At 70.7% G+C, this 23,486-nt stretch carries 15 protein-coding genes; 5 read left to right on the forward strand and 10 right to left on the reverse strand.

Going from position 1 to position 23,486, the window contains the following annotated elements; all coding sequences use genetic code 11:
• Positions 1-72: 72 nt before the first annotated feature.
• From ABD250_RS01560 to ABD250_RS01575, 4 genes are read right to left on the reverse strand one after another with little or no spacing between them, the layout of a single operon-like run.
• Positions 73-2,706 (reverse strand): AAA family ATPase, encoded by a 2,634-nt coding sequence (locus tag ABD250_RS01560; RefSeq protein ID WP_182658758.1) that lies wholly within the window; start codon positions 2,704-2,706, stop codon positions 73-75.
• Positions 2,703-3,890, reverse strand: a complete 1,188-nt coding sequence (locus tag ABD250_RS01565) for a metallophosphoesterase family protein (protein WP_179525567.1) — start codon at positions 3,888-3,890, stop codon at positions 2,703-2,705. The genes ABD250_RS01560 and ABD250_RS01565 overlap by 4 nt, the downstream gene beginning before the upstream one ends.
• 59 nt (positions 3,891-3,949) lie before the next feature.
• Positions 3,950-4,723 (reverse strand): hypothetical protein, encoded by a 774-nt coding sequence (locus ABD250_RS01570; RefSeq protein WP_259848322.1) that lies wholly within the window; start codon positions 4,721-4,723, stop codon positions 3,950-3,952.
• On the reverse strand, positions 4,720-7,638 hold the full coding sequence (locus ABD250_RS01575) for an SNF2-related protein (protein WP_182658759.1): 2,919 nt from the start codon (positions 7,636-7,638) through the stop codon (positions 4,720-4,722). The genes ABD250_RS01570 and ABD250_RS01575 overlap by 4 nt, the downstream gene beginning before the upstream one ends.
• Positions 7,639-7,809: 171 nt before the next feature.
• Between ABD250_RS01575 and ABD250_RS01580 the strand changes: the two genes are divergently transcribed.
• Positions 7,810-8,571, forward strand: a complete 762-nt coding sequence (locus tag ABD250_RS01580; protein ID WP_179525569.1) for an HNH endonuclease family protein — start codon at positions 7,810-7,812, stop codon at positions 8,569-8,571.
• 49 nt (positions 8,572-8,620) lie between these two features.
• On the opposite strand, the gene ABD250_RS01585 is transcribed toward ABD250_RS01580, so the two are convergent.
• Genes ABD250_RS01585 through ABD250_RS01605 form a run of 5 tightly spaced genes read right to left on the reverse strand, consistent with a single transcriptional unit; the run spans position 8,621 to position 15,273 of the window.
• On the reverse strand, positions 8,621-10,828 hold the full coding sequence (locus ABD250_RS01585) for a DEAD/DEAH box helicase (RefSeq protein WP_425551851.1): 2,208 nt from the start codon (positions 10,826-10,828) through the stop codon (positions 8,621-8,623).
• Positions 10,829-10,882: 54 nt separating this feature from the next.
• Entirely contained in the window at positions 10,883-12,118 is a 1,236-nt protein-coding gene (locus ABD250_RS01590; protein ID WP_179525571.1) for an MFS transporter, read from the reverse strand.
• Complete coding sequence (locus ABD250_RS01595) at positions 12,115-13,449, reverse strand: M20/M25/M40 family metallo-hydrolase (RefSeq protein ID WP_182617441.1); 1,335 nt, start codon at positions 13,447-13,449, stop codon at positions 12,115-12,117. Before ABD250_RS01595 ends, ABD250_RS01590 begins: the two co-directional genes overlap by 4 nt.
• Positions 13,446-14,630, reverse strand: a complete 1,185-nt coding sequence (locus ABD250_RS01600) for a type III PLP-dependent enzyme domain-containing protein (protein ID WP_182658553.1) — start codon at positions 14,628-14,630, stop codon at positions 13,446-13,448. Before ABD250_RS01600 ends, ABD250_RS01595 begins: the two co-directional genes overlap by 4 nt.
• Positions 14,631-14,634: 4 nt before the next feature.
• On the reverse strand, positions 14,635-15,273 hold the full coding sequence (locus tag ABD250_RS01605) for a TetR/AcrR family transcriptional regulator (protein ID WP_179525574.1): 639 nt from the start codon (positions 15,271-15,273) through the stop codon (positions 14,635-14,637).
• Between the two features lie 134 nt (positions 15,274-15,407).
• On the opposite strand from ABD250_RS01605, the gene ABD250_RS01610 reads away from it, so the two are divergent.
• From ABD250_RS01610 to ABD250_RS01620, 3 genes are all read left to right on the forward strand, one after another.
• Complete coding sequence (locus ABD250_RS01610) at positions 15,408-16,742, forward strand: D-arabinono-1,4-lactone oxidase (protein WP_182658554.1); 1,335 nt, start codon at positions 15,408-15,410, stop codon at positions 16,740-16,742.
• Positions 16,743-16,826: 84 nt separating this feature from the next.
• The gene (locus ABD250_RS01615; RefSeq protein WP_179525576.1) at positions 16,827-17,522 is read left to right on the forward strand and encodes a hypothetical protein; all 696 of its coding nucleotides are present in this window, start codon (positions 16,827-16,829) and stop codon (positions 17,520-17,522) included.
• A 127-nt stretch (positions 17,523-17,649) separates the two neighbouring features.
• The gene (locus ABD250_RS01620; protein ID WP_182658555.1) at positions 17,650-21,546 is read left to right on the forward strand and encodes a multifunctional oxoglutarate decarboxylase/oxoglutarate dehydrogenase thiamine pyrophosphate-binding subunit/dihydrolipoyllysine-residue succinyltransferase subunit; all 3,897 of its coding nucleotides are present in this window, start codon (positions 17,650-17,652) and stop codon (positions 21,544-21,546) included.
• Positions 21,547-21,643: 97 nt separating this feature from the next.
• Here the strand turns inward: ABD250_RS01620 and ABD250_RS01625 are convergent, their stop codons facing one another.
• The gene (locus ABD250_RS01625) at positions 21,644-22,558 is read right to left on the reverse strand and encodes a glycine betaine ABC transporter substrate-binding protein (protein WP_182658556.1); all 915 of its coding nucleotides are present in this window, start codon (positions 22,556-22,558) and stop codon (positions 21,644-21,646) included.
• 118 nt (positions 22,559-22,676) lie between these two features.
• Between ABD250_RS01625 and ABD250_RS01630 the strand changes: the two genes are divergently transcribed.
• Positions 22,677-23,453 carry a CorA family divalent cation transporter gene (locus ABD250_RS01630; RefSeq protein WP_182658557.1) on the forward strand — a complete coding sequence of 259 codons (777 nt, stop codon included), beginning with the start codon at positions 22,677-22,679 and terminating at the stop codon, positions 23,451-23,453.
• Positions 23,454-23,486 lie beyond the last annotated feature (33 nt).

The following is a 23,486-nucleotide window of genomic DNA, read 5'->3' on the forward strand; positions in this document are numbered from 1 at the left end:
GGCTATTACAGCACGGCGACCCGCCGCTGCGTCCTCCAGCCACCGGCCCGCCGCGGACCAGCCGGACCGCCCTCAGTCGCGGGCCGATGCCGACCTGCGCATGACGTGGGTGCGCGCGCTGCCGACACCCGCGAAGCGTGAACGGTCGCAGGTGAGGACGATGACCTGTGACGTGGAGGCCGCGGCGGCGATGACCGCACCCATCGTGAGGCGACGGGAGGGATCGGTGTACCCCATGGTGTCGTCGAGGAACACCGGGACACCGTTGTCCCCCACGAGTCTGGCGCAGGCGATTCTGACGATCACAGCCAGCTGTTCCCTGGCCCCGCCGGACAGGGAGTCGTAGTCGACGGAGACCTCCCCGATCCTCCGGCTGAGAATGGTGAGGTCCTCCCCCAGTCGCACGTCGAACTCGCGCCCGTAGACCAGTCGCCCGAGTTCGACCACCGCCCGGTGGAACGGCTCCTGGTAGGCCCGGAGAGCCTCGGACCGTCGCTGTTCGAGGGTCCGGTAGAGCAGGTCCGCCGCGCGTGCCCGCCGCCACAGGGCGGAGTTCTCCCTCTGCGCGGCCTCGACCTCACGTTCCGCCACCGCGACGTCCCCGAGCCGTCCCTGGTCTCCGATCGCGTTCACCCGACCGAGCGCTGTGGCCACCGCCGACGCGCACTCCCTCTCCTCGGCGACGAGGGCGGCCAGCGAGGCCCGCGCGTTCTCGAGGAGTTCCGACGGCGCGTCGGCGAGCGTCTCGTCCAGTCGGGCCCGCGCCTGACGCGCGGTCTCCCTTCTGGAGTCCACCTCGAACGTCGTCCTCTCCACCGCGGCCTCGAGCTCCGCGTCCGGCGTCACGGCCCGTGCGGCGGCGAGCGCGTCCTCGCACCCCTGCAGCCGGTCCGCGGCCTCCGCGGCCAACGCGCCCCTGGTGGCGAGGTCGGTTCGCAGAGTCTCGGCCTCGGCCGAGGCGGCCCGATCCTCCGAGCGGCACCTGATCAGGTCCTCCTCCGCCGAGGCCGACTCCGCTGCAGGGTCCGGTGAGTCCCCGTCCCCGGGCCCACCAGGGCCGGCGGGGGCCCCTGCCGATTCCTCGGCGTCCGACCCCACCTCCGCGGCGAGTATCGCGCGTCGTCTCGTCAGATCCTCGGGGGTGTCCCCCCGGAGCAGATCCGTCCTGCGCCGCCGGTGGGCTGCGATCTCGGCGCGGAGCCCCTCCGCCCGCCGTTCCCTCCTCTCGGCCTCGGCGAGCGATCCGCACCCGCTCTCGCGGAGCACCGTCTCGAGTCGGGACCTGGCCGTCGACTCCGCGCGGCGGACGGCCTCGGTGTCGCCGGCGGGGACCACGGTCAGCGACACCGTTCCCACCTCGAACACGGTGTCCTCGACGATCTCGCCCTCCCAGCCCGCGGACGCGTCGATCGTCTCCTCCCCGATTCGGGCCGTTCCCTCGCCGGCCACCGCCACCCTCGGGGCACTGGCCGCACTGCGGACCACGGCTTCGCGCAGGGCCGTGTCCGCGGATCGGATCCGCTCGACGGTCCCGCCGGGAAGGTCGACATCCGCGAGTTCGGCCTCCTTCTCCGCGAGTTCCCTCCCGACCGTCCCGAGGGTCTCGAGAAGGGAATCGAGGTCGGACAGGTCGGCGCGACGCCGGACCCGGTCGCGCGCGTCCCGCTCGGCGTCGACCAGTGCGCGGGCCCTGGTGACCCGCTCCTCGGCCGCTTCCAGGGCGGCCCGCGCCTCGCTCGCCCTGATCTCGGCCGGCTCCACCCTCCGCGTCGCCGCCTCCGTGGCGGATCGCAGGTCGGTTTCCCTGGTCAGTTCCTCCTGACGCCGTGTGATGAGGTCCGTGCGCTCCCGGTGGAGCCGGCTCGCCGCGTCGTGCGCCACCGTGGCGCGGTCGACCTCCGCCTCCGCGGCCCGGAGGAGCTCCCGGAACCGTGCGACGGTTCGTCCGGCCTCCTCGAGGCGCTCCACCTCCATCTCGACGGCGGCCAGCGAGGATCGCCTGGCGGAGTGGGCGGCGGAGTAGTGTGCGTGCTCGGTCACCGCGGCATCGAGTTCGGACAGCCCCGCCCTGGCGTCGTCCAGTGCCGTGCGTGCGTCCGCGAGCCGGGTCTCCGACCGCGCGAGCTCGCCGGTGGGCTCCCCGCGTCGTGCCGTCAGGTAGCGGTGACGTTCCTCCGCGACCCGGGTGACCAATGTGTCGTCACCCGTGGGAGCGGCCCCGCCGGCCGCGGCGTCCAGGGCTCGCCGCAGCGACTCCATCCCCTTGCCCGCCTCCACCTGACCGATGGGTTCGTCCTGGGCGATACGCAGCGCTCTCCACAGGGACCTGTCCACCCGGCGGTCCAGGAGGTCCCGCACGTAGTCGTGCGCGTCGTCACCCGTCAGCGCCACCTTCGCGGACCCCGGGAACTCGAGCGACGTGCGCTTGCCGCGCACGAACTCCTTGCGGTACCGCATCCGCTCGCGGTCGATCGTGAACTCGGCCTCCACCACCACCGGGACGTCACGCCCCACAGGGCTCGCGGCCTTGATCTCCGCTCGGCCGGAGGAGGCCTTGTGTTCGAGGAGCATCTCGAGTGCATCCATGAGGCTCGTCTTGCCCGATTCGTTGGGGCCCTCGATCACGAAGACCCCGCGGGGGGGCACCTGCACCTCCTCCCGGTCGACGCCTCGGAAGTCCTCGATACACAGCCGGTGCAGGATCACCTCAGGCCTCCGTCCACGAGCCGGTACAGCAGACTGAGCGCATTGCCGGCGTCCTCCGAGTCCGATCCGTTCGACGCCGCCTTCTCCACGAGATCCTGAACCGCGCGCCCGGCATAGCCGTCCACGAGGTCGGTGAAGTCCGAATCCTCCGCGCGGACCACCAGGTGGGTGAGCCGCTCTCGCAGGTATGCGGCCGCGAACAGCTCCGCCCACGTCTCCAGGAGATCGTCGATCCTCGCACGCAGGGCCACCCCGACGGTCCCGGTGAGGCCCAGCTTGAGGACCGTCCTGGGTTTGTCCTCGATCGCCTCGATCCGCTCGGCGAGGGCGTCGAGGTCCGACTCGGTCTCGATCTCCGCGGTGATCGCGAGGAAGGACCACCGTCCGGTCCGGACGGGTGTCACCACACAGTCACCCCGGCCGCCGGTGGGGCTCCGCGTCCCGAGCTCGACGAGCAGAGCCTGACCGGACGCCCTCTCGACGTCGTCGAACGCCGTGGTCTCGGGGCTTCCCGAGAACCAGATCCTGTCGCCGGCACCGACACTGGTGACCGAGTGCCTGTCGCCGAGGGCCACGTAGTCCAGGTGTCCCGACCCGACGGCGCTCTCGAGCTCCGCGACGCGGATCGCCTCGACGGACGGCGAGTCACCGCCGTAGACCTCGTCGGTGCCACCGTGCGCGACGAGGATGCGCAGGGAGTCGGTCGGGCCCAGGTCGGCGAGCAACGCGGGGAGACGGGCGGGATCCGGGCGCTTGGAGGTCCACGGGACCCCCACCACCTCGACCCCGGGGCGTATCTCCACGGGCTCGGAGTCACAGATGACGGTGACGGCCCCGCCGTCCACGGCCGAGGAGAAGTCCCGGCACCTCAGTACCGACGACACGTCAAGCGGATCGTGGTTCCCGGGGAGGATCAGTACAGGTACCGGGAAGGCCGCGAGAACCTCCGCGGCACGGAGCACGACCGATCGGGGAACGGCGTTGTCCTCGAACGCGTCGCCCGCGACCACGACGAACTCGGCGCCGTGCTCGAGGGCGATGTCCCCCAGCGACGCCACCGCGGCGAGCCGGTCCGCCGTGTACACCGCCTGTGACTCGGTCCCGAGGAATCGCCGTGTCATCCCCAGCTGCCAGTCGGCCGAGTGGAGGAATCGGATCGTGTCGCCGTCCCGTCGCCTGTCCATGGCCGCATCGTAGGTGGGGGCTCCGACAGTGCTGCGGCGGGATTCGCCGACCGGGTGGATCACGGGCGCTGATCCCCCGGCCGATACCGGCTGAACGCGTCGAGGAAGTCCTCCAGGTCGGCCACCACCCGCAGTTGTTCGAGTGGATCCCCGGTCGCGGCCGCGGCGAGTCTCCTGGTGACCGGTGCGTCCAGGAGATCCTCCAGACCTGCCGGGGCGGTGGTGGGGACGGCGGGGAGAAGTGGATCCCGGCCCCACAGGCTCTCCTCCACGTCGAAGGCGACCGCGCCGACGTCCCCGTCCGCGGTCCCCCCCAGCACGGCGCCCACCGTCTCGGCCCTCAGTCCCCGGAGTGCGAACATCACCTCCGGGGTGGCGTCCCACCACTCCACGAGCACGTGGGCGGCGGACAGCACGTGTCGACACGGGCCCGGCTGGACCGGGCACCGGCACGAGTACCGGGTGGCGCCGTGGACCGCCGGGAGCAGGAGGAATCCGACCGTGTCGGAGAAATCCCCGGAGAGCGCGCCCAGCACTCCTCCCTCCTCGCGGCGGAGCGCCGTGCGGAGCGCGTCGGTGTCCGTGGCGTCGAGCGGGGCGAACTCGAACTCCACGGAGAACGGGTCCGGTTGACTGCCGTCGACGTCGCACCGCACGATGCGGCCGGAGTGCTCCAGGGAGAGCACCCTGCCGTTGCGCGCGTCCTTGCGGCCGAGGAACGCCTCGCCGCGGCTCACGCCGGATTCGAGGTCCGAGGACCACCGCCGACTCCACATGTGCGACCCGAACGGACCCGCCTTGGACCTGGTGGGGATCCCTCCTCTCCCGCTCACGTCTCGTCCGTCCCCTCGTCGGTCAGCGCGACGAGTGAGGCCAGATCGGCGTCTGTCAGTTCGGTGAGCACACCCGCGAGGGGGCCGAGCGTCAGATCCGCCAGCTCGCGCTTGGACTCGAGCAACTCGTCTATCCGGTCCTCCACCGTCCCGGGCGCCACGAGGGTCCGCACCTGGACCACCCGGGTCTGCCCGATCCTGTGGACGCGATCCGTCGCCTGGTTCTCCACCGCGGGATTCCACCACCGGTCCAGATGCACCACGTGATTGGCCTCGGTCAGCGTGAGCCCGGTCCCGCCCGCCCGGAGGGAGGCGAGCATCAGCGGTGGGCCGTCCGCGCTCTGGAACTCCTCGACCATCGAGGCCCGACCACCCGCGGTGACACCGCCGTGGAGGAACGGGACCCCGGTCGCCGCCCGGCGCTCCACCAGCGGGAGGATCAGATCCCCGAAGGCACGGTACTGCGTGAACAACAGGACCTTCTCCCCCGCGTCGAGGATCTCGGTGAGGACCTCGTCCAGTGCCGCGAGCTTTCCGGACCGGTGTCGCCCACCCCGCAGCAGCGAGGACCCGTCGCCGAGATAGTGCGCAGGATGGTTGCACACCTGTTTGAGCGCGGTGAGACCGGACAGGATCGCACCCTTGCGGGCCGCACCCTCGGAGTCCCTGACCTGCTCCATCATGTCCTCGACGACCGCCTGGTACAGGGTCGCCTGTTCACGGGTCAGTGGTGAGTCGACCCTGATGTGTTGCTTGGCCGGCAGATCCGCGGCCACGAGCGGGTCCGACTTGAGTCGGCGCAGGACGAACGGGGCCGCCAGGGCACGCAGCCGGGTGGCCGCGGCCTCGTCTCGGTGCGATTCGATGGGGACCGCGAACCGGGCGCGGAAGGTACTGGCCGACCCGAGCAGCCCCGGGTTGGCGAAGTCGAACACCGCCCGTAGTTCGTCCAGCCTGTTCTCCACCGGGGTCCCGGTGAGCGCGATCCGGTGCCGCGCGGGGATCGATCTGATCGCCCGGGACACCGCGGTCGCCGGGTTCTTGACCGTCTGCGCCTCGTCCGCGACCAGACGCCGCCACCTCACCCCGGTGAGCAGGTCGACGTCACGAGCTGCGGTGCCGTATGAGGTCAGGACGAGGTCGGAGTCCGCCATCCTCTCGGCCGCGCCCTCACCTCGGTCCCGACCCTGTCCGTGATGGACGTGGACCCGGAGGTCCGGCGCGAACGTCGACGCCTCCCGGGCCCACGTGGCGACCAGGGTGAGCGGCGCCACCACCAGCGTCGGTCCGGACCTCCCGGCCGCGTGTTCGACCGCGGTGAGCGCGAGCACCTGCATCGTCTTGCCGAGACCCATGTCGTCGGCCAGGACCGCCCCGGTATCGGCCCGGGAGAGCGCCGAGAGCCACCTGACACCGTCCAGTTGGTACGGACGCAGGGTGGCCCGGAACCAGTCCGGGAGCACGACCGGGGACGACGACGAGGGGATCCAGTCGAGGGTGCCCGGCGACCGGACCTCGACTCCCTCCGCCTCCTCGGACATCAACGCCCCGACCAGAGCGGGTGCGGTCGTCCGCTGGCCACGCCTGGCGGCGAGGAAGCGGGCCGCCCGCCGGAGCGCACCCGGGTCCGCCCGGACCCACTGGCCGCGGAGCTTGACCAGGTCCGACGCGGCGTCGAGCAACATCCGGGCCTCGGTGGCGTCCAACGGGTTGTCGTCGACCACCAACTCCCAGTCGACGTCCGCCAGCTGTTCGAGGCCCAACCGGTGCCCCGAGTCCACCGACTCGGTCCCGGGCTCCTTGACGGCCAGCCTGACCGCTGTCTTGATCCTGGTCCAGGCCCTCGGCAGCAGGACCTCGACCCCGCGGGCCCGGAGTGCCTCCACCCCCTCGTCGACCAGGTCGACCACGAGATCGGTCGGCAGGAGCAGGTCGGGAACACCGGCCGCCTGGGTGGCCCGCGTCAGCGGCGGCCACGAACGGACGGCCCGGTCGACCACGTCGCGAACCGGTCCGTCCACGGAGGAGGTGTCGTCGAGGTCGGAGAACGGGCGGAGCGAATCGGCGCCCGTCCGGACCAACACCTGCAGCCGCCAGAGCACACCGGGATCCCGGGACCGCTCCCCCGGCGAGTCGTCAGCCGGGTCGTCGTCCACGGCGTGGCCAGGCGTCGCGGCGCGGTCCACCTCGGCGTCGTCGGAGGGTTCGACCACCCGGAACACCACCTCGACGTCCTTCGCGGCGGCCGCCCGGCCGAACTCCCGGACGGCATCGGCCAGGCCCTGACCGCCCGAGGTCACCTGACCACCGGTGACCAGTGCGTCACCGAGATCACTGTGGCGGTCTGCCGCCAGGGGTGCCAGCGCGGTGCGGGCGTGGTGGTCCGCCAGCTCGGACAGCAGCCGGACCAGCTCCTCGCGGGTGGCGACCAGCCCGTGGCTGCGCTGGAGGCTCTCGGTGGTCCAGGCCCCGATCACCGGTGAGGCGACCAGATCCCAGGACGCCTCCCACGCCCCGTCCCTGCGGGTGAGACACGGGACCACGTGGCCCGCGGCCACGAGCGCCGCGACCCCCGCGGACAGGGCGGAGAACGCCCGCAGTCCCGACCCGACCCACGTGTCCTCGGCCCCGAGGAGTCGACACAGGTCGATCGCGGCGCCGACGGAGATCCGGATCCCGGGCACCGTCGCCGATCTGGCCCTGCCGTCCACGACGGCACGGATGCCGATCCGGTGGGACAGCCTGTAGCCGGAGAGGAACTCCACCACCGCATCCGGGGCCCCGGCACGGCCCACGGCCGTCACCGCGGCAGCCGGCGCCACCGAGTGCGGTCGACGCAACCCCGTGTCGCACCACAACCCCACGACCCCGGACTGCCACACGGCGTGGAGACGGGGATCGGCGGACTGGGTCACGACGACATGTAAGCACGCCCGTCCGACACGGCACTCCGGTGCGGTGCCGGGCCGGGGCCCCGACGGCCCTTCCACACCCCGGTTACCCACACCCCCGGCTCCTCCACAGGCCCGGGACCGGGACCACCGTCTGACGGCCTCCGGGGGCGTGGGGCCACCCATAATCGCCCCGTGACCGACCACGTACCCGCCGGACCCCGACCCGGGGCATCCGGGCGGGTCGTCCCCCCGGTCGGCCCCAGGGCACTCGGCCTCACGCTGGCGATCGTGGCGGCGATCTGCGGCGTGATGTGGTGGGGCGACCCGCGGGCCTCGGCCCCCGGCAGCCCCGGACAGGACCTCGTCGAGCCCCTTCTCGAGCGGGTCGACGTGGTCCCCGAGCGGGTCACGGTGCCCGGGTACGAGCGGGCGTGTTCCGGGGCGTCGGCGTGCGTGTTCGGTCCGGCCTGGAGCGACGCGACGGGAGCACCGGGTTCGGGGAACGGCTGCTCGACGCGCCACGACGTGCTGGCCCGAGACCTCCGGGGGGCCACGCCGGAAGCCGCGTCGGGGTGCTCCGTCGACGGCGGGATCCTGGTGGATCCCTACACCGGCCGGGTGGTCGATGTCGGGGCCTCCGGTCTCCGGGGGATCCACGTGGATCACGTGTTCCCCCTCTCCGCGGCATGGGACCTCGGAGCGTGGAGTTGGTCAGCCGAGCGGCGCGCCGCGTTCGCCAACGACGTCGACCGCAACCTCCTCGCGGTGACCGGGTCCGTGAACAGCAGGAAGAGCGACCTGACGCCGGAGGAGTGGATCCCCCCGGACCCCGGCAGGCACTGCTTCTACGCGGCCCGATACCTCACCGCGGCGGTCGCGTACGGCCTTCCGGTGACTCAGGGCGACCTGGAGGTACTGCAGGAGGCGGTACGCCGCTGCCCTCCCGGCCGGTGACGGTGGGAGGGCAGCGGCGTGGACCCGCCCGGGTCGGGACCAGGCCGGGTCAGTACCGGTCCGACCCGCCTCCCGAGCGGCCGCGGAAGCCACCACCGCGGCGGTCGTCGCCGTCGCCGCCCCGCCGGGATCCCCCGCCCCGGTCGTCACGACGCTCACCGCGACGGTCGTCGTCCCGACCCCCGCGGTCGCCACCGCGGGGACGGCCACCACGGTCGTCCCTGCCCGCGGACGGGCGACCGGCGGGCGGACCGGAGTCCGGTCGGATGTCGATCTCCGAACCGGCGACCCGGATCCCGCGCATCGATTCGATCTGATCCCGGGACAGACCCGCCGGGAGTTCGACGATCGAGTGATCGAAACGGATCGAGATACGTCCGATGTCGCCGCCACTGAGTCCGGCCTCATTGGCCAGGGCGCCCATGATGGATCCCGGCTTGACGTTGTTCCGCTTGCCCACAGCGATCCGGTACTGGGCCATGTCCTTGCCCGTGCGCGAGGGACGGGGGCCGTCCGAGAAGTCGCGGCCCGGCCGCTCGCGCCGGTCATCCCGCCGGGTGTCACGCGGGTTGTCCTGCCGTTCACGTCGCGCGGGACGCTCGGGCTCTCGCATGAGGAAGTCGGCGGAATTGCGGGACTGCGTGGCGAGTGCGGCGGCGATGTCGGCCATCGAGACGGAGTGCTCGTTGGCGTACTCCTCCACCAGCCGGCGGAACATCGCCAGGTTCGGATCATCGAGGCTCTCGGTGATCGACTGCCCGAACTTCGCCATCCGCATCTCGTTGACATCATCCACGCTCGGGAGCTGGATCTCTGTCAGCGGCTGACGCGTGGCCCGCTCGATCTGGGAGAGCATGCGACGCTCCCGCGGGGTGACGAACAGCAGCGCCTGCCCGCTGCGGCCGGCGCGGCCCGTACGGCCGATCCGGTGCACGTACGACTCGGTGTCGTGCGGGATGTCGTAGTTGACCACGTGGCTGATACGGGGCACGTCCAGACCACGTGCGGCCACGTCCGTGGCCACCAGGATGTCGGTCCGACCGTCCTTGAGTGCCTCGATGGTCCGCTCCCGGAGATTCTGCGGGATGTCGCCGTTGATCGGCGCAGCAGAGAACCCGCGCGCCCGAAGCTTCTCCGCGAGCTCCTCCGTGGCCGACTTGGTCCGGACGAACAGGATCATCGCGTCGAAATCCTCGACCTCGAAGATCCTCGTCAGGGCGTCGAGTTTGTCCCGGTGATTGACCAGGACGTAGCGCTGATGGATGTTCGGGGCGGTGGAGGTCTTGGAGGCGACCTTCACCTCCGCCGGATCGGTGAGGTACTTCTGCGAGATGCGCCGGATGGCGGAGGGCATGGTCGCCGAGAACAGGGCGACCTGCGTGGTCTCCGGGGTGTCGGAGAGGATCCGCTCGACGTCCTCCTGGAAGCCCATCGCCAGCATCTCGTCGGCCTCGTCGAGGACGAGATGGCGCAGACCCGACAGATCGAGCGTGCCCTTCTTGAGGTGGTCGATCACGCGGCCGGGCGTACCGACGATGATCTGCGCACCCCGCCGCAGACCGGACAGCTGGATCCCGTAGGCCTGACCGCCATAGATCGGGAGCACGTTGACCTGCGGCATGTTGGCGGAGTAAGTGATGCACGCCTCGGCGACCTGGAGCGCGAGCTCACGGGTGGGCGCCAGAACGAGCGCCTGCGGGCTCTTCACCGCCGGGTCGATGAGTGAGAGGATCGGCAGGGCGAAGGCCGCGGTCTTGCCGGTGCCCGTCTGTGCCAGCCCCACGACATCACGGCCCGCCATCACCATCGGGATGATGGCGGCCTGGATCGCGGAGGGGACCTCGTACCCCACGTCCTTGACCGCCTGGGCGACGGCCGGGGCCAGCCCCATGTCGGCGAACGTGATCGCGTCACCGTCGCCGGCGTCGGCGTCGGGCGCGCGGTCCACCGACTCGCCCCTGCGGGGCGTGCGCTGGTCCGCCTGCTCCACAGCGGGCGCCTCAGGGACCGGTGTCTCCTCGGCGGACGCCTCAGGGACCGGTGTCTCCTCGGCGGGCGACTCCTGCTCCGACGCCTCCTCCGCGGGGACCTCCGGGGCCGACGCGTCCTCGGCGGGCGCCTCTGCGGCGGCCTCGGCCTCGGGTGGGACGCGGTCGTCCGCCGTCTCGGCGGTGGGGTCGGTGGTCTCTGGGGTGCTGGCGGCGGTCTCGACCTCGTCGCCGGCGGTGGCGGTACGGTCCTCGTTGTCGTTGCTCATGAGGTGACTCATGCTACGGCGTCGGAGGCCCCGTTCGCGACACGGCGGCGCAGGTCACTCCCCCGTGGTTCCCCGGACCAGGTGCTCGTGGGTCTCTCTGGCGACGAGCCACGGGACGACCGCGGCCAGCAGCAGACCTCCGGAGAGTGCGAATCCGGCGGTGTAGCCGAACAGGTCCACGACGAGACCCACCAGCACCGGGCCGAGGATCGCACCGGAGTCGCTGGCCATCTGGAAGGTCGCGAGCACCTTCCCGCCCGCGCGATCCGCTCCGATCACATCCGCGACCGAGGCCTGTTGTGCCGGGTTGAGCACCCCCGCCCCCATGCCCGCCACCACCGAGGCGGCCACGAGGAGCGGAACGGTATCGCACCAGCCCAGCACGAGTGTGGACACCCCGGACACCAGGAGGCCACCGATCACCAGCGGCCGTCGTCCGTACCGGTCGGACAACCACCCGGCCACCGAGATGACGGCGGCGGTGCCCACCGCGAAGGAGGCGAGCGCGGTGCCGGCGATCCCCGCACCGGCGTCGAAGTTCGCGGCGGCGAAGAGCGGGACGATGGCCACCCGTACGCCGAAGGAACTCCATCCGTTGACGAAACTCGACACGAGCGCGGCGCGGTACCCGCTGTGGCGGAGTGCCTCGCGCACCGGCAGCGCCTCCTGCTCCTCCGTCCCGTCGTCCGCCGAGGGCCGGCGGCCTCCCCGGAGGAACACCGCCACCACTCCGGTCGCGACGAGCAGGGTGAAGGAGTAGACGAAGAACGGCACCCGCATCCCGAAGCCGGCGAGCAACCCGCCGAGGACCGGCCCGCCGATGTTGCCGATAAGGAAGGCGGTGGCGTAGAGCCCGGCGATCCGTCCTCTGGCTCCGGGTGGCGAGAGGCGGGTGAGCAACGCCATCGCCGAGATGGTGAACATCGTCGACCCGAGTCCACCGAGTCCCCGGAACACCAGCAGCTGCCAGTAGGTCTGGGCGACGCCCGTGGCCAGGGTCGACACCACCACGATGAGCAGGCCCGACATGTAGACCCAGCGTTCGCCCAGACGGTCCACGAGGAACCCGCCGGCGGGAGCGAACACCAGGCGGAAGAACGCGAACGCGCTCACGACCACCGACGCGGCGGTCACGGAGACGTCGAAGCTCCGGGCGTACTGCGGGAGGACGGGTGCGACGAGACCGTAGCCGATCGCGACGGCGAAGGCCGCCGCGACCAGTACCCACACATCGGCGGGTAGCGGTGTTCGCGGCTGCGCGGTCCGGCTACCCGAGAACGGGCCCCTCACGCCGACCGGAGCACACGGGCCAGGACATCGGCGCCGAAGTGGAGCGCGTCGACGGGGACCCTCTCGTCGACGGCGTGGAAGTGGCCGAAGACGTCGAACTCGTCCGGCACCCGCAGCGGGACGAAGCCGTAGCCGTGGATCCCCAGCGGAGCGAGGTGTTTGTTGTCCGTGCTCGCCGGCAGCAGGTACGGCACGACCAGGGAGCCGGGGTCCGCCTCGCGGACCGCCTCCCGGATGACCGAGACCAGCGGGTCGTCGGCGGGCGCGGCGATCGGCGGTTGCCAGATCCAGTCGACCGCCACGTCGGGTCCGAGCTCGTCCTCGATCTCCGCGCGGAAGGTCTCCTCGCCACCGGGCAGGACGCGGCAGTCGATCTCGGCGAACGCCTCGGAGGGGATGACGTTGGTCTTGTACCCGGCCGACAGGACGGTCGGCGAGGCGGTGTGGGAGAGCGACGCCTCCACCAGTGGGCCGAAGTGCCCGAGCACGTCGAGGTGCGCGGGCAGGTCCGCGACGTCACCGCTCGACCCGGCGAGCTCCCCGACCGCCGCGGCGAGGGCGGTGTTGGCCTCCGTGGGCGCGACGGGGAAGTGCCGGCTCGCGACCCGGTGGACGGCACCCGCGATCGCCGCGACCGCGTTGTCCGAGGTCGGGCGGGACGCGTGGGCCGCGGCCCCCTTCGCGCTCACCCGCGCCCAGGCGACGCCCTTCTCCGCGACCGCGATCGGGTAGAGCCGCCGACCCGCCACCGGTACGGACCACCCCCCGACCTCGCTGAGTGCGTGGGTCATGCCGTCGAAGATGTCGGGACGTTCCCGCACCACCCACCGCGCCCCCATCGTCCCGGCGGCTTCCTCGTCGGCGAAGAAGGCGAGCAACAGGGGTCTGCGCGGGACGATGCCCTCACGGCGGTAGTGGCGCACGACGGCGAGCATCATGCCGATCATGTTCTTCATGTCCACGGTTCCACGGCCGTAGAGCCAGCCGTCGTGGATCTCACCCGCGAACGGCGGGACCGACCAGTCCTCTGCGACCGCGGGGACCACGTCGACGTGCCCGTGCACGACCAGTCCGCCGGCGGCCGGGTCCGACCCGTCGACACGGGCGAACAGACTTCCGCGACCGGGCACGGACTCCACCAACTCGCTCGGGATCCCCACCTCGTCCAGGTACTCCGCGATACGTCGGCACACGCGGGTCTCACCGTCGCCGATCGTGGCGGGGTCGCCGGTGTTGGTCGAGTCGATGGACACCAGGTCAGCTGTGATCGAGACGGCCTCGGAGTGCAGGAGTTCCCGCATCTCGTCGGTCATCGGCACGGTGTCCGTCATCCGAAGCACATCCCTTCCCCACGGTAGGTGGGCCAGCGATCCACCACCGCTGGTCCCTGTGCAGTCTCGTCCACCACGTGGAGCGTGTCGAACCGCTCGCAGACCTCTCCCGCCTTCGCGTGGCGCCACCAGGCGCGGTCGCCTATCGCCACCTCCCCTCGCACGGGGGTCTGCACCTCTCCGGCGCCCTCCCTGCCCAGGTACCGCAACCCCGTGGGGCGGGCGGGGACGGGCAGCCGATCCGGCCCCGGCACCCCGGAGGCCACGTACCCCCCGTAGAGGAAGGTCGTGAGGCCGGGGGCCGGGGTCCGGACCGCCGGCAGGGCGAAGAACAGCGAGGGTCGCGGTGTGAACGAGCGGTAGCGGTCGAACAACCCGGGGACGAAGAGACCCGACCCGGCGGTCACCTCGGTGACGGCGGGATCCGCGGCGCTCTCGGCGATCGAACCGGAGCCACCCGAGTTGACGATCTCGGGTCGCTCCCCGGTGACGTCGGCGACCACTCCGGCGACGGCCCCCCGGATCGCGAGCAGACGGCGCATCGACAGCGCCTTGACCACGCCGATACCCCTGACGTCGTCGGGGACGCCGGCGACCTGCGCCTCGTAGAACATCACACCGACCACCCGGAAGCCCGAGGCCACGGCTCGACGGACCAGCGGCTCGACGTCGGCGGGGCCCCGGAGCGGGGACCGCCTGACGCCCAGGTGGAGGGGTCCGAACCGGAGCGAGGCGTCCACGTCGACGCACACCCTCGCCCCACCGGCACCCGACTCGCGGGCGATCTCCAGCTGGCGTTCGTCGTCGACCATCAGGGTCACCGCGTCGAGCGCGGCCGGATCCGCCCCCAGTCGCGCGAGCGCCGCGCGGTCGACCGTGGGGTACCCGAGCAGGACGTCGTCGCACCCCGCGTCCACGAGCCACAGGGCCTCGGTGAGCGAATAGGCCATGATGCCGCGTACCGAGTCGTCACCCCGGAGCCCCGGACCGAGGACCTCCTCGAGCACCCCGCGCGACCTGACGGACTTGCTGGCGATCCGGATCCGCGTCCCGCCTGCTCGTCGCCGCAGGTCGGCCAGGTTCGCCCGCAGGGTGGGCAGGTGCAGCGCGGCGAGCGGCGCGTCCAGTCCGGCGGTGGCCGTGTCCACGGCGTCCACGGCGTCGGTGCCGGGTCCGGACACCGGCCTACTCACCGTCGAGCGGATGCGCGTCCGCCACCACGAGGTCGACCGCCCGGTGGAGAAGGGCGATCGCCTCGTCGTCGTCCCGGCAGATCTGCCAGCGCAGACCGATGCCCGCGACCGTGGCCTCCACGACACGGACCATGTCGTCGAGGCCCATACCCCAGCGCATACCCGCGGACTGGGCGGTCCGCCCGAGCACCGAGCGGATGATCTCCTCGTTGGACTCCTGCTGGTGGCGGGCCAGGCCGATCTCGGGTGTCCCGTACGTACGCAGCGAGTAGGAGACGATCTCGTAGGTGAGGAGCTGCCGGTCGGGAGAAGCGGAGATGACGGCCCAGATCAGGTCGATGGCCTCGTACAACCTCCGTCGCAGACCCTCCCTGCCCATGGCGCCGGAGTCGAAGTCGACGTTGATGAACGCCCGTGCCGCCTGGTGCACCTCCGAGTTGACCGCACCGATCACCTCACGGAGGAGCTCTTCCTTATCCGTGTAGCAGTAGTGGACGACACCGAGGGAGACGCCGGCCCGCTCCGCGACGCCGCGGACGGTCACCGCGCCCAACCCGTCATGTTCGGCGATCTCCAGGGCGGCCCGGAGGAGCTGCGCTCTGCGCTGATCGGATGGGAGGCGTCTGGTCACCCGTCCATGGTACGACGACGACCCTGCGGCGGGCACACTTCGTCCCCGGATCGCACAGGGCACCGCCCCGCGGTCAGGTCTGTCGTCCAGGTTGCCCCCCTTCGACGGTGAAGCGGGGGGTAATCTCGGCAGCCATGACGACCTCGACCACACCGTGGCAGAACTGGGCCGGAAACGTCATCGCCTCGCCGTCCGGCCGGTGCGACCCCACGACCGTCGCGGAGGTCACGGACATCGTGCGCACCGCCGCCGACCGGGGCACCCGGGTCAAGTGCGTGGGCGCCGGACATTCCTTCACCCCGGCCGCGGCGACGGACGGGGTCCTGATCTCACTCGACGACCTGACGGGGATCGAGTCGATCGTCCCGACCCGCGCCCCAGACGGGCACGTCGACGGGGCTGACGTGACCGTCTGGGCGGGCACGCGACTGCACCGGCTCGGCCCTCTTCTGTGGGACCTGGGACTCGCGCAACCGAATCTCGGGGATTTCGCGGAACAGTCGCTCGCCGGCGCGGTGTCGACGGGGACCCACGGCACGGGTCGGCACGCTGTCGGCCTGCCGGCCACCGTCGTCGGTCTGCAGCTCGTCGCCGCCGACGGTTCCGTCCTGAACTGTTCCCGCGAGACGAATCCTGAGGTGTTCGAGGCGGCGCGACTCGGGATCGGTGCGATCGGGATCATCACCAAGATGACGATCCACTGCGTGCCGGCGTTCGCGCTGAGCGCCGAGGAACACCCGTGGACCCTGACCGCCGCGCTCGCCGATCTCGAGGGCTTCGCGGGCTCGGCCGACCACGCGGAGTTCTTCTGGTTCCCCCACACCGACGCCGTGACCGTCAAACGCCACACCCGGCTTCCGGGCGACACCGAGCTGCAGCCCCTGGGCAGGTTACGCGAGCTCGTGGGCGAGGAGTTCCTGGCCAACGAGGCGTTCGGTGCGTTGTGCCGGACGGCCGCCCGTCGGCCCTCGCTGACACCCCGGATCAACCGCCTCGCGGCCCGGGCGATGTCGGCCCGCGCGTACACCGATCGCAGCTACCGGGTCTTCGCCTCCTCACGACGGGTCCGCTTCCGCGAGATGGAGTACGCGGTGCCGGTGGCCGCGGCCGCGGCCGTGGTGAGGGACCTCCGGGACATGATCGACCGCTCCGGCATCGTCACGCCGTTCCCCGTCGAGGTGCGGTTCGCCGCCGCGGACGACGTGTGGATGTCGACCGCCCACCAGCGGGACGTCTGCTACATCGCGGTCCACCAGTTCCACCTGATGGACCACACCGAGCTCTTCCGATCGGCCGAGGAGATCTTCCTCGCCGCGGACGGTCGACCCCACTGGGGGAAGATGCACACCCGGACCGCTGCCGACCTGTCCGACACCATCCGACACTTCGACGATTTCGTCGCCGTGCGGGACCGACTGGACCCGGACCGGGTCTTCGCGAACCAGTACACCGAACAGGTCCTCCCGTAGGAGGCGGGACCACGTGATCCTCCGTACCGTGGAGTGACGGACAAGGGCAGCCGACCCTGTCGTGAACACCCTCGAGGAGATCCCGTGCCAGAACGCGTCCCCGCCGACACCGACGTCTCCGGTCCACTCGCCGGAATCGCCACAGGGGCCCTCCGGAAGGCGATACGGAGCCAGGCCGGGGCCGCGCGCGCCTACGTCCGCAAGCTCCGCGAGAACCATCCGGATGAGAGTCCCGCGCGCATCCGCGACCGGCTCGACTCCCGCTTCCTGAGCGCCGTCACCGCGTCCGGCGCGGCCGTGGGCGCCACGGCGGCCGTCCCCGGGGTCGGCACCATCGTCGCGTTCGGCGCGATCGGCGCCGAGTCGCTGGTGTTCATCGAGGCCGCCGCGTTCTACACCCTGGCCGTCGCGGAGGTCCACGGCGTGGACGTGAGGGTCGGCGAGCACGAGGAGCTGCTCGTGATGACCGTCATGCTCGGGGCGTCGGGCACCGCGATCCTGGCCAACGCGGTCAGCACGAGCGGCGGGGCCTCCGCCGGCGGGTCGCTCGCCGGAAGGTCGCTGGGGCTCCCGGGTCTGAAGGAGGTCAATCGTCGGATGGTGTCCCGGTTCGCCCGGAAGTTCGCGGTGAAGCGGGCGACCCTCGCCATGGGCAAGCTCGCCCCCGCGGGCATCGGCGCGGCGGTGGGAGGCTGGGGGAACCGACGGCTGGGTCGGACCGTCGTGAAGGCGGCGGCGACCACCTTCGGGACCCCTCCGGACAGCTGGCCCTCGACCTGACCCCCGTGCGTCGAGTGCACCGCATCCCCCTGTCAGGTGAGATCGGAAGGCCGAGAACGCGCAGAAGGTCTAGCCTGGGTTCATTGCGTGTGAAACCCACCACAGATCAGGAAGGCACCACAACATCGTGAGCAACACCGTCTCACAGTTCGGACAGAACCAGTGGCTCGTCGACGAGATGTACGAGCGGTTCTCCAAGGACCCGTCCTCCGTGGATAAATCCTGGCACGAGTTCTTCGACGCGAACCCCGGGGCCGCGGCCGTGAGCGGTCGGAGTGCGTCGAACGGCTCGTCCGGTGCCGGTCCGGCTGCGGACGGGGGTGACGCACGGACTGGTGGGAAAACCAGTGGTGGCAAGACCGGTGGAGAGAAGAAGAGTGCCGGCAAGAGCGGCAAGAAGGTCTCCGACGAGAAGTCCGGGGGCGACAACGCCACCCCCGACGCGAACACCCAGAAGACCTCGGAGCTGACCGTCGCGGACATGTCTCCCGAGTCGTCAGCCGAGGACGTGGCCGCCAAGCCCACGGCCGAGAGCTCCCCGAAGAGCAAGGCACGCGGGCGGGGTGTGCCGGCCCCCGCGCGGACGCCGAGCTCGCGTGGCACGTCGGAGGCACCCGCCGCCAAGCGGACCACGCGGCCCGAGTACACGCCGCCCGAGGAAGCAGAGAACAAGGTCCTGCGCGGCCCGGCCAACGCGATCGTCAAGAACATGAACGCGTCGCTGACGTTGCCCACGGCCACCTCGGTCCGTGCGATTCCGGCCAAGCTCATGATCGACAACCGCGTTGTCATCAACAACCACCTCAAGCGGACGCACGGCGGCAAGATCTCCTTCACCCACCTCATCGGGTACGCGATGGTGCAGGCGATCAAGTCCTACCCGAACATGAACAACCACTTCGAGGAAGTCGACGGCAAGCCCAACGTCGTGACCCCGAACGGGATCAACCTCGGCCTGGCGATCGACATGAAGACCAAGGCGGGGCGCACCCTGGTCGTGGCCGCCATCAGGAACTGCGAGGAACTGACCTTCCGCGGCTTCCTCGACGCCTACGAGGACATCGTCTCCCGCGCCCGCATCGGCAAGCTGACGATGGAGGACTTCTCGGGGGTCACCATCTCGCTGACGAACCCCGGCGGGATCGGCACCGTCCACTCTGTGCCGCGACTGACCGTGGGGCAGGGCACGATCCTCGGTGTCGGTGCGATGGAGTACCCGGCCGAATTCCAGGGTGCCAGCGACGAGCAGCTGGCCAACAACGCCATCGGCAAGATCACCACCCTCACCTCGACCTACGACCACCGGATCATCCAGGGTGCGGAATCCGGGGAGTTCCTCCGCGAGATCCACCGTCTCCTGCTCGCCGACGAGTTCTACGACGAGATCTTCGACGTCCTCGGCATCCCCTACGAGCCCGTCCGGTGGCGTCAGGACATCACCGACCCGCGCGTGGACAAGGACGCCCGGGTCCTCGAGCTGATCGCGGCCTACCGCGACCGCGGCCACCTCATGGCCGATATCGACCCCCTGGACGGGCGGCACGCCAAGCGTCGCCGCACCTTCCACCCGGACCTCGACGTCAACTCCCACGAGTTGACGCTCTGGGACCTGGACCGCAAGTTCTCCGTGGGTGGGTTCGTCGGCAAGGACAAGATGCGCCTGCGCGACGTCCTGTCTGCGCTGCGCGCGGCGTACTGCCGCAAGATCGGTATCGAGTACACCCACATCCTCGAGAACGAACAACGCCAGTGGATCCAGGAACGACTCGAGGGTGTCGACGACAAGCCGACGGTCGCCGAGCAGAAGTACATCCTGTCCAAGGTCAACGCGGCGGAGGCGTTCGAGACCTTCCTGCAGACCAAGTACGTCGGACAGAAGCGCTTCTCCCTGGAGGGCGCCGAGTCGGTCATCCCGATGATGGATGCGGTCATCGACGAGGCCGCCGAGTTCGCGCTCGACGAGGTCGTGATCGGCATGCCGCACCGCGGCCGCCTGAACGTCCTGGCCAACATCGTGGGCAAGCCCTACCGGCAGATCTTCACCGAGTTCGAGGGCAACATGGACCCCTCGGCCGCCCACGGCTCGGGTGACGTCAAGTACCACCTCGGCGCCGAGGGCATCCAGTACCAGATGTTCGGGGAGAACGAGATCAAGGTCTCGCTCACCGCCAATCCGTCGCACCTCGAGGCCGTCGACCCCGTCCTGGAGGGGATCGTGCGGGCCAAGCAGGACCTCATCGAGGACCCGGAGTGGCGTGCCGAGTACCCGGTCGTCCCACTCATGCTCCACGGTGACGCGGCCTTCGCCGGCCAGGGGGTGGTGGCGGAGACGCTCAACCTGTCCCAGATCGACGGGTACCGCACCGGCGGGACGATCCACATCGTCGTCAACAACCAGATCGGATTCACCACCGCCCCCGAGGCCGGTCGGTCCAGCCAGTACTCCACGGACGTCGCCAAGATGATCGGCGCCCCGATCTTCCACGTCAACGGTGACGACCCAGAGGCGTGTGTGCGGGTGGCGCGGTTGGCGATGGACTTCCGCCAGCAGTTCAAGAAGGACGTCGTGATCGACCTCGTCTGCTACCGCCGCCGCGGCCACAACGAGGCCGACGACCCGTCGATGACGCAGCCCCGGATGTACGAGGTGATCGACGGCAAGAAGAGCGTCCGCCAGTCCTACACCGACGATCTCGTCGGTCGCGGTGACATCACCGAGAAGGAGGCCGAGAACGCCCTGCGCGACTTCCAGGGCCAGCTCGAGCGGGTCTTCAACGAGGTCCGCGAACTCGAGAAGCACCCGGTCAAGGCATCCGAGTCGATCCTGCCGAACCAGCCGCTGCCCAAGCGTCTGGTGACCGCGGTCGACGAGTCGGTCATCCACGCGATCGGCGACGCCTTCGGCAACCTGCCCGAGGACTTCCACATCCACTCGCGTGTCAAGCCGGTCTACGAGGCGCGCCAGAAGATGGCCTACAACGGGAACATCGACTGGGCGTTCGCCGAGCTGCTCGCGATCGGTTCGCTCGTCATGGAGGGCCGGACCGTTCGCCTGGCCGGCCAGGACTCGCAGCGCGGCACCTTCACGCAGCGGCACGTGGTGGTGGTCGACAAGACCACTGCCGAGCCCTACTCGCCGCTGCAGAACCTCGACGAGGCCGACGGCCGGTTCGAGGTGTGGAACTCCGCGCTCACCGAGTACGCCGGTGTCGGGTTCGAGTACGGCTACTCCGTGGGCGACCCGGAGGCGCTGGTCCTGTGGGAGGCGCAGTTCGGCGACTTCGTCAACGGTGCCCAGACCATCATCGACGAGTACATCTCCTCCGGTGAGGCCAAGTGGGGTCAGAAGTCCTCGGTCACCCTGCTCCTGCCGCACGGCCACGAGGGCATGGGCCCGGACCACACCTCAGGGCGCATGGAACGCTTCCTGCAGCTGTGCGCGGAGGGGTCGATGACGGTCGCGCAACCGTCGACCCCGGCGAACTACTTCCACCTCATGCGTCGCCACGCCACCGACGGCATCAAGCGCCCCCAGATCGTCTTCACCCCCAAGTCGATGCTGCGGAACAAGAAGGCCGTCAGCGCCCTCGCCGACTTCACCTCGGGCAAGTTCCGTTCGGTGCTCGACGATCCCACCTTCGTCGACGGTGGCAAGGACCCGGAGAAGGTCAAGACCATGCTCCTGGTCTCGGGCAAGCTCTACTACGAGCTGGCGGCACAGCAGGAGAAGGAAGGCCACGACGACGTCGCGATCGTCCGGCTGGAACAGATCCACCCGATCCCGTTCCGTCGCCTCCGCGAGGCGCTCAGCCACTACCCGAACCTCACCGAGGTCCGGTGGGTGCAGGAGGAACCGGCCAACCAGGGCGCGTGGAGCTTCCTCGCACTCAACCTGCCGGAGGTCATCCCGGAGTTCCCGCCGCTCAAGCGGGTGTCTCGACGGGCCATGGCCGCCACGTCGACCGGCCTGAGCAAGGTCCACGCGGTCGAGCAGAAGGCGCTCGTGGACGAGGCGTTCTCCTGATCGCGGCCACGGGGTAGGCGCGGGTCTCCGCGCCCCCCGGCGGCGATCGCCCGGGGCCTGTCCCGTGCGCCCGGGGCCGGTCCCGTGCGCCCGTGGCTCAGTAGTCGTGCGAGTCCAGCCAGTAGTTGGCGAGATCGGTCGGGGTGGAGGTGCCGAACTCCACCCCGAGCAGGAGCTCCCGCACGTCCTCCGTGGTCAGCTCGCCGCTGATCCGGTTGACCAGGGCGAGTTGGTCCTCGGAGAGTGAGCCCTTGCGGAACACCGGGACGACGTGTTGGGCCAGGATGGCGTCCTCGTCGTCGTCCAGCGGCACCATGTCGTCGGGATCCAGGACCGGGTCGGTCGACTGGACCAGCCCCACGCCGATCTCCCCCGCGCGCAGTGCGTCGAACACCGCGCGCGGGTTCGGGCCCAGCGCCACCCTCCGCCCGAACCCGCAGTCGTACGTCCCACCCACCGCGGTGGCGAGCGCACGGTCCGCGAGCGCCTCCTGGCGTGCGCCCAGTGTGAACTCCCCGCAGCGTCCGGCGAGGTCGGACATGGTCCGCAGACCGCGCGTCTCCGAGGTGTGCCGGGTCACCACGTACACGGGGGCGTCCTCGGCGGGAGCCGGGTCGGCTGCGATGACCCCCTCGGGGAGGGCGGCCATCATCGCGGTGTACACCTCGTCGGCCTCGACCACGGTGGAGCCCGGATCGAACGCGCGGAGCAACTCCCCGGTGAACCCGATGGTGAACGTGGCGTCTCCCGTCGTCACCGACTCGAGGACCTCGGCCTGGTCTCCCGACTGCGGACGCAGAGTGACCCGGGAGCCCGATCTCAACAGGGCGTTGCCGTAGATGTGGCCGACGACCTCGGCCTCACCGAAGGACGCGGTCTCGATCACCACGACCGGATCGGACTCGTGGGCGGGGACGATCGACGACTGCGCCTGGCATCCGGTCAGTGCCACCACCGCAACCCCGGCGATCGCCAGTCCGCGTACCCCGGCCCGCTCCCCCGTCCGCCGCACTCGACCACGTCCTTCCTCGCCACGTCCGCACCCGGTCGTGCGACACCTGTCCGCCAGTCTCCCAGCAGAACCCTAACGCCCATCGTGTCGAGGCCCGGCGCCGGATAGTGTCATGGTGATGAGTGAGGGGGCGCTGGTGCCGAGTATCCGAAGACGGCGGGACGACACGGCCAGCCCCTTCCCCCCACGCACCCGGCTGACCGTTCCCACCGAACGCGCGGTGGTCGACTGCGGTGTCTACGTGGACGGCGTCCGTGTCCCGGGGCGCTTCACCCACCGGGCCGCGATCCGGCACGTACGACAGGCCGGGCGGGGGTTCGTGTGGGTCGGGCTCCACGCCCCGGACCCTCACCAGATGGAGGCGCTGGCGAGGGAGTTCGGTCTCCACGAGCTGATCTCCGAGGACGCCGCCAGCGGACGGCAGCGGCCCAAACTGGAGGCCTACGACGACTCCCTGGTCCTCAACATGTCGACGGTCAGGTACCTCGAGCACGAGTCGATCACCGAGACCAACGACATCGTCTCCACCGGTGAGGTCATGGTGGTCCTGGGCCGCGACTTCGTGGTGACCGTCCGTCACGGGGACTTCACCGGCCTCGCCGACATCCGCGCGGAGCTCGAGAGCGCGCCCGAGAGGCTGCTCCGGGGGCCGTCGACGGTGATGCACGCCGTGGCCGACCGGGTGGTGGACAGCTACCTCGAGGTGGCCGAGGGGATGAGTGGGGACGTCGACGACCTGGAGACCGCCGTCTTCGCCCCCCGCACCCGTGTCGACATCGAGCAGATCTACCTGCTCAAGCGTGAGCTGCTCGAGCTCAAACACGACATCGCTCCCCTGGCCCTGCCCCTGCGGCGCCTGGCTGTTTGGGACGCCTTTCGGAAAGCGCGGATCTGATGATCGGGTAGCGGTCGGACGGGTATCGGATAG

Source organism: Dietzia cercidiphylli (assembly GCF_039531545.1).
Classification (GTDB): Bacteria; Actinomycetota; Actinomycetes; order Mycobacteriales; family Mycobacteriaceae; genus Dietzia; species Dietzia natronolimnaea.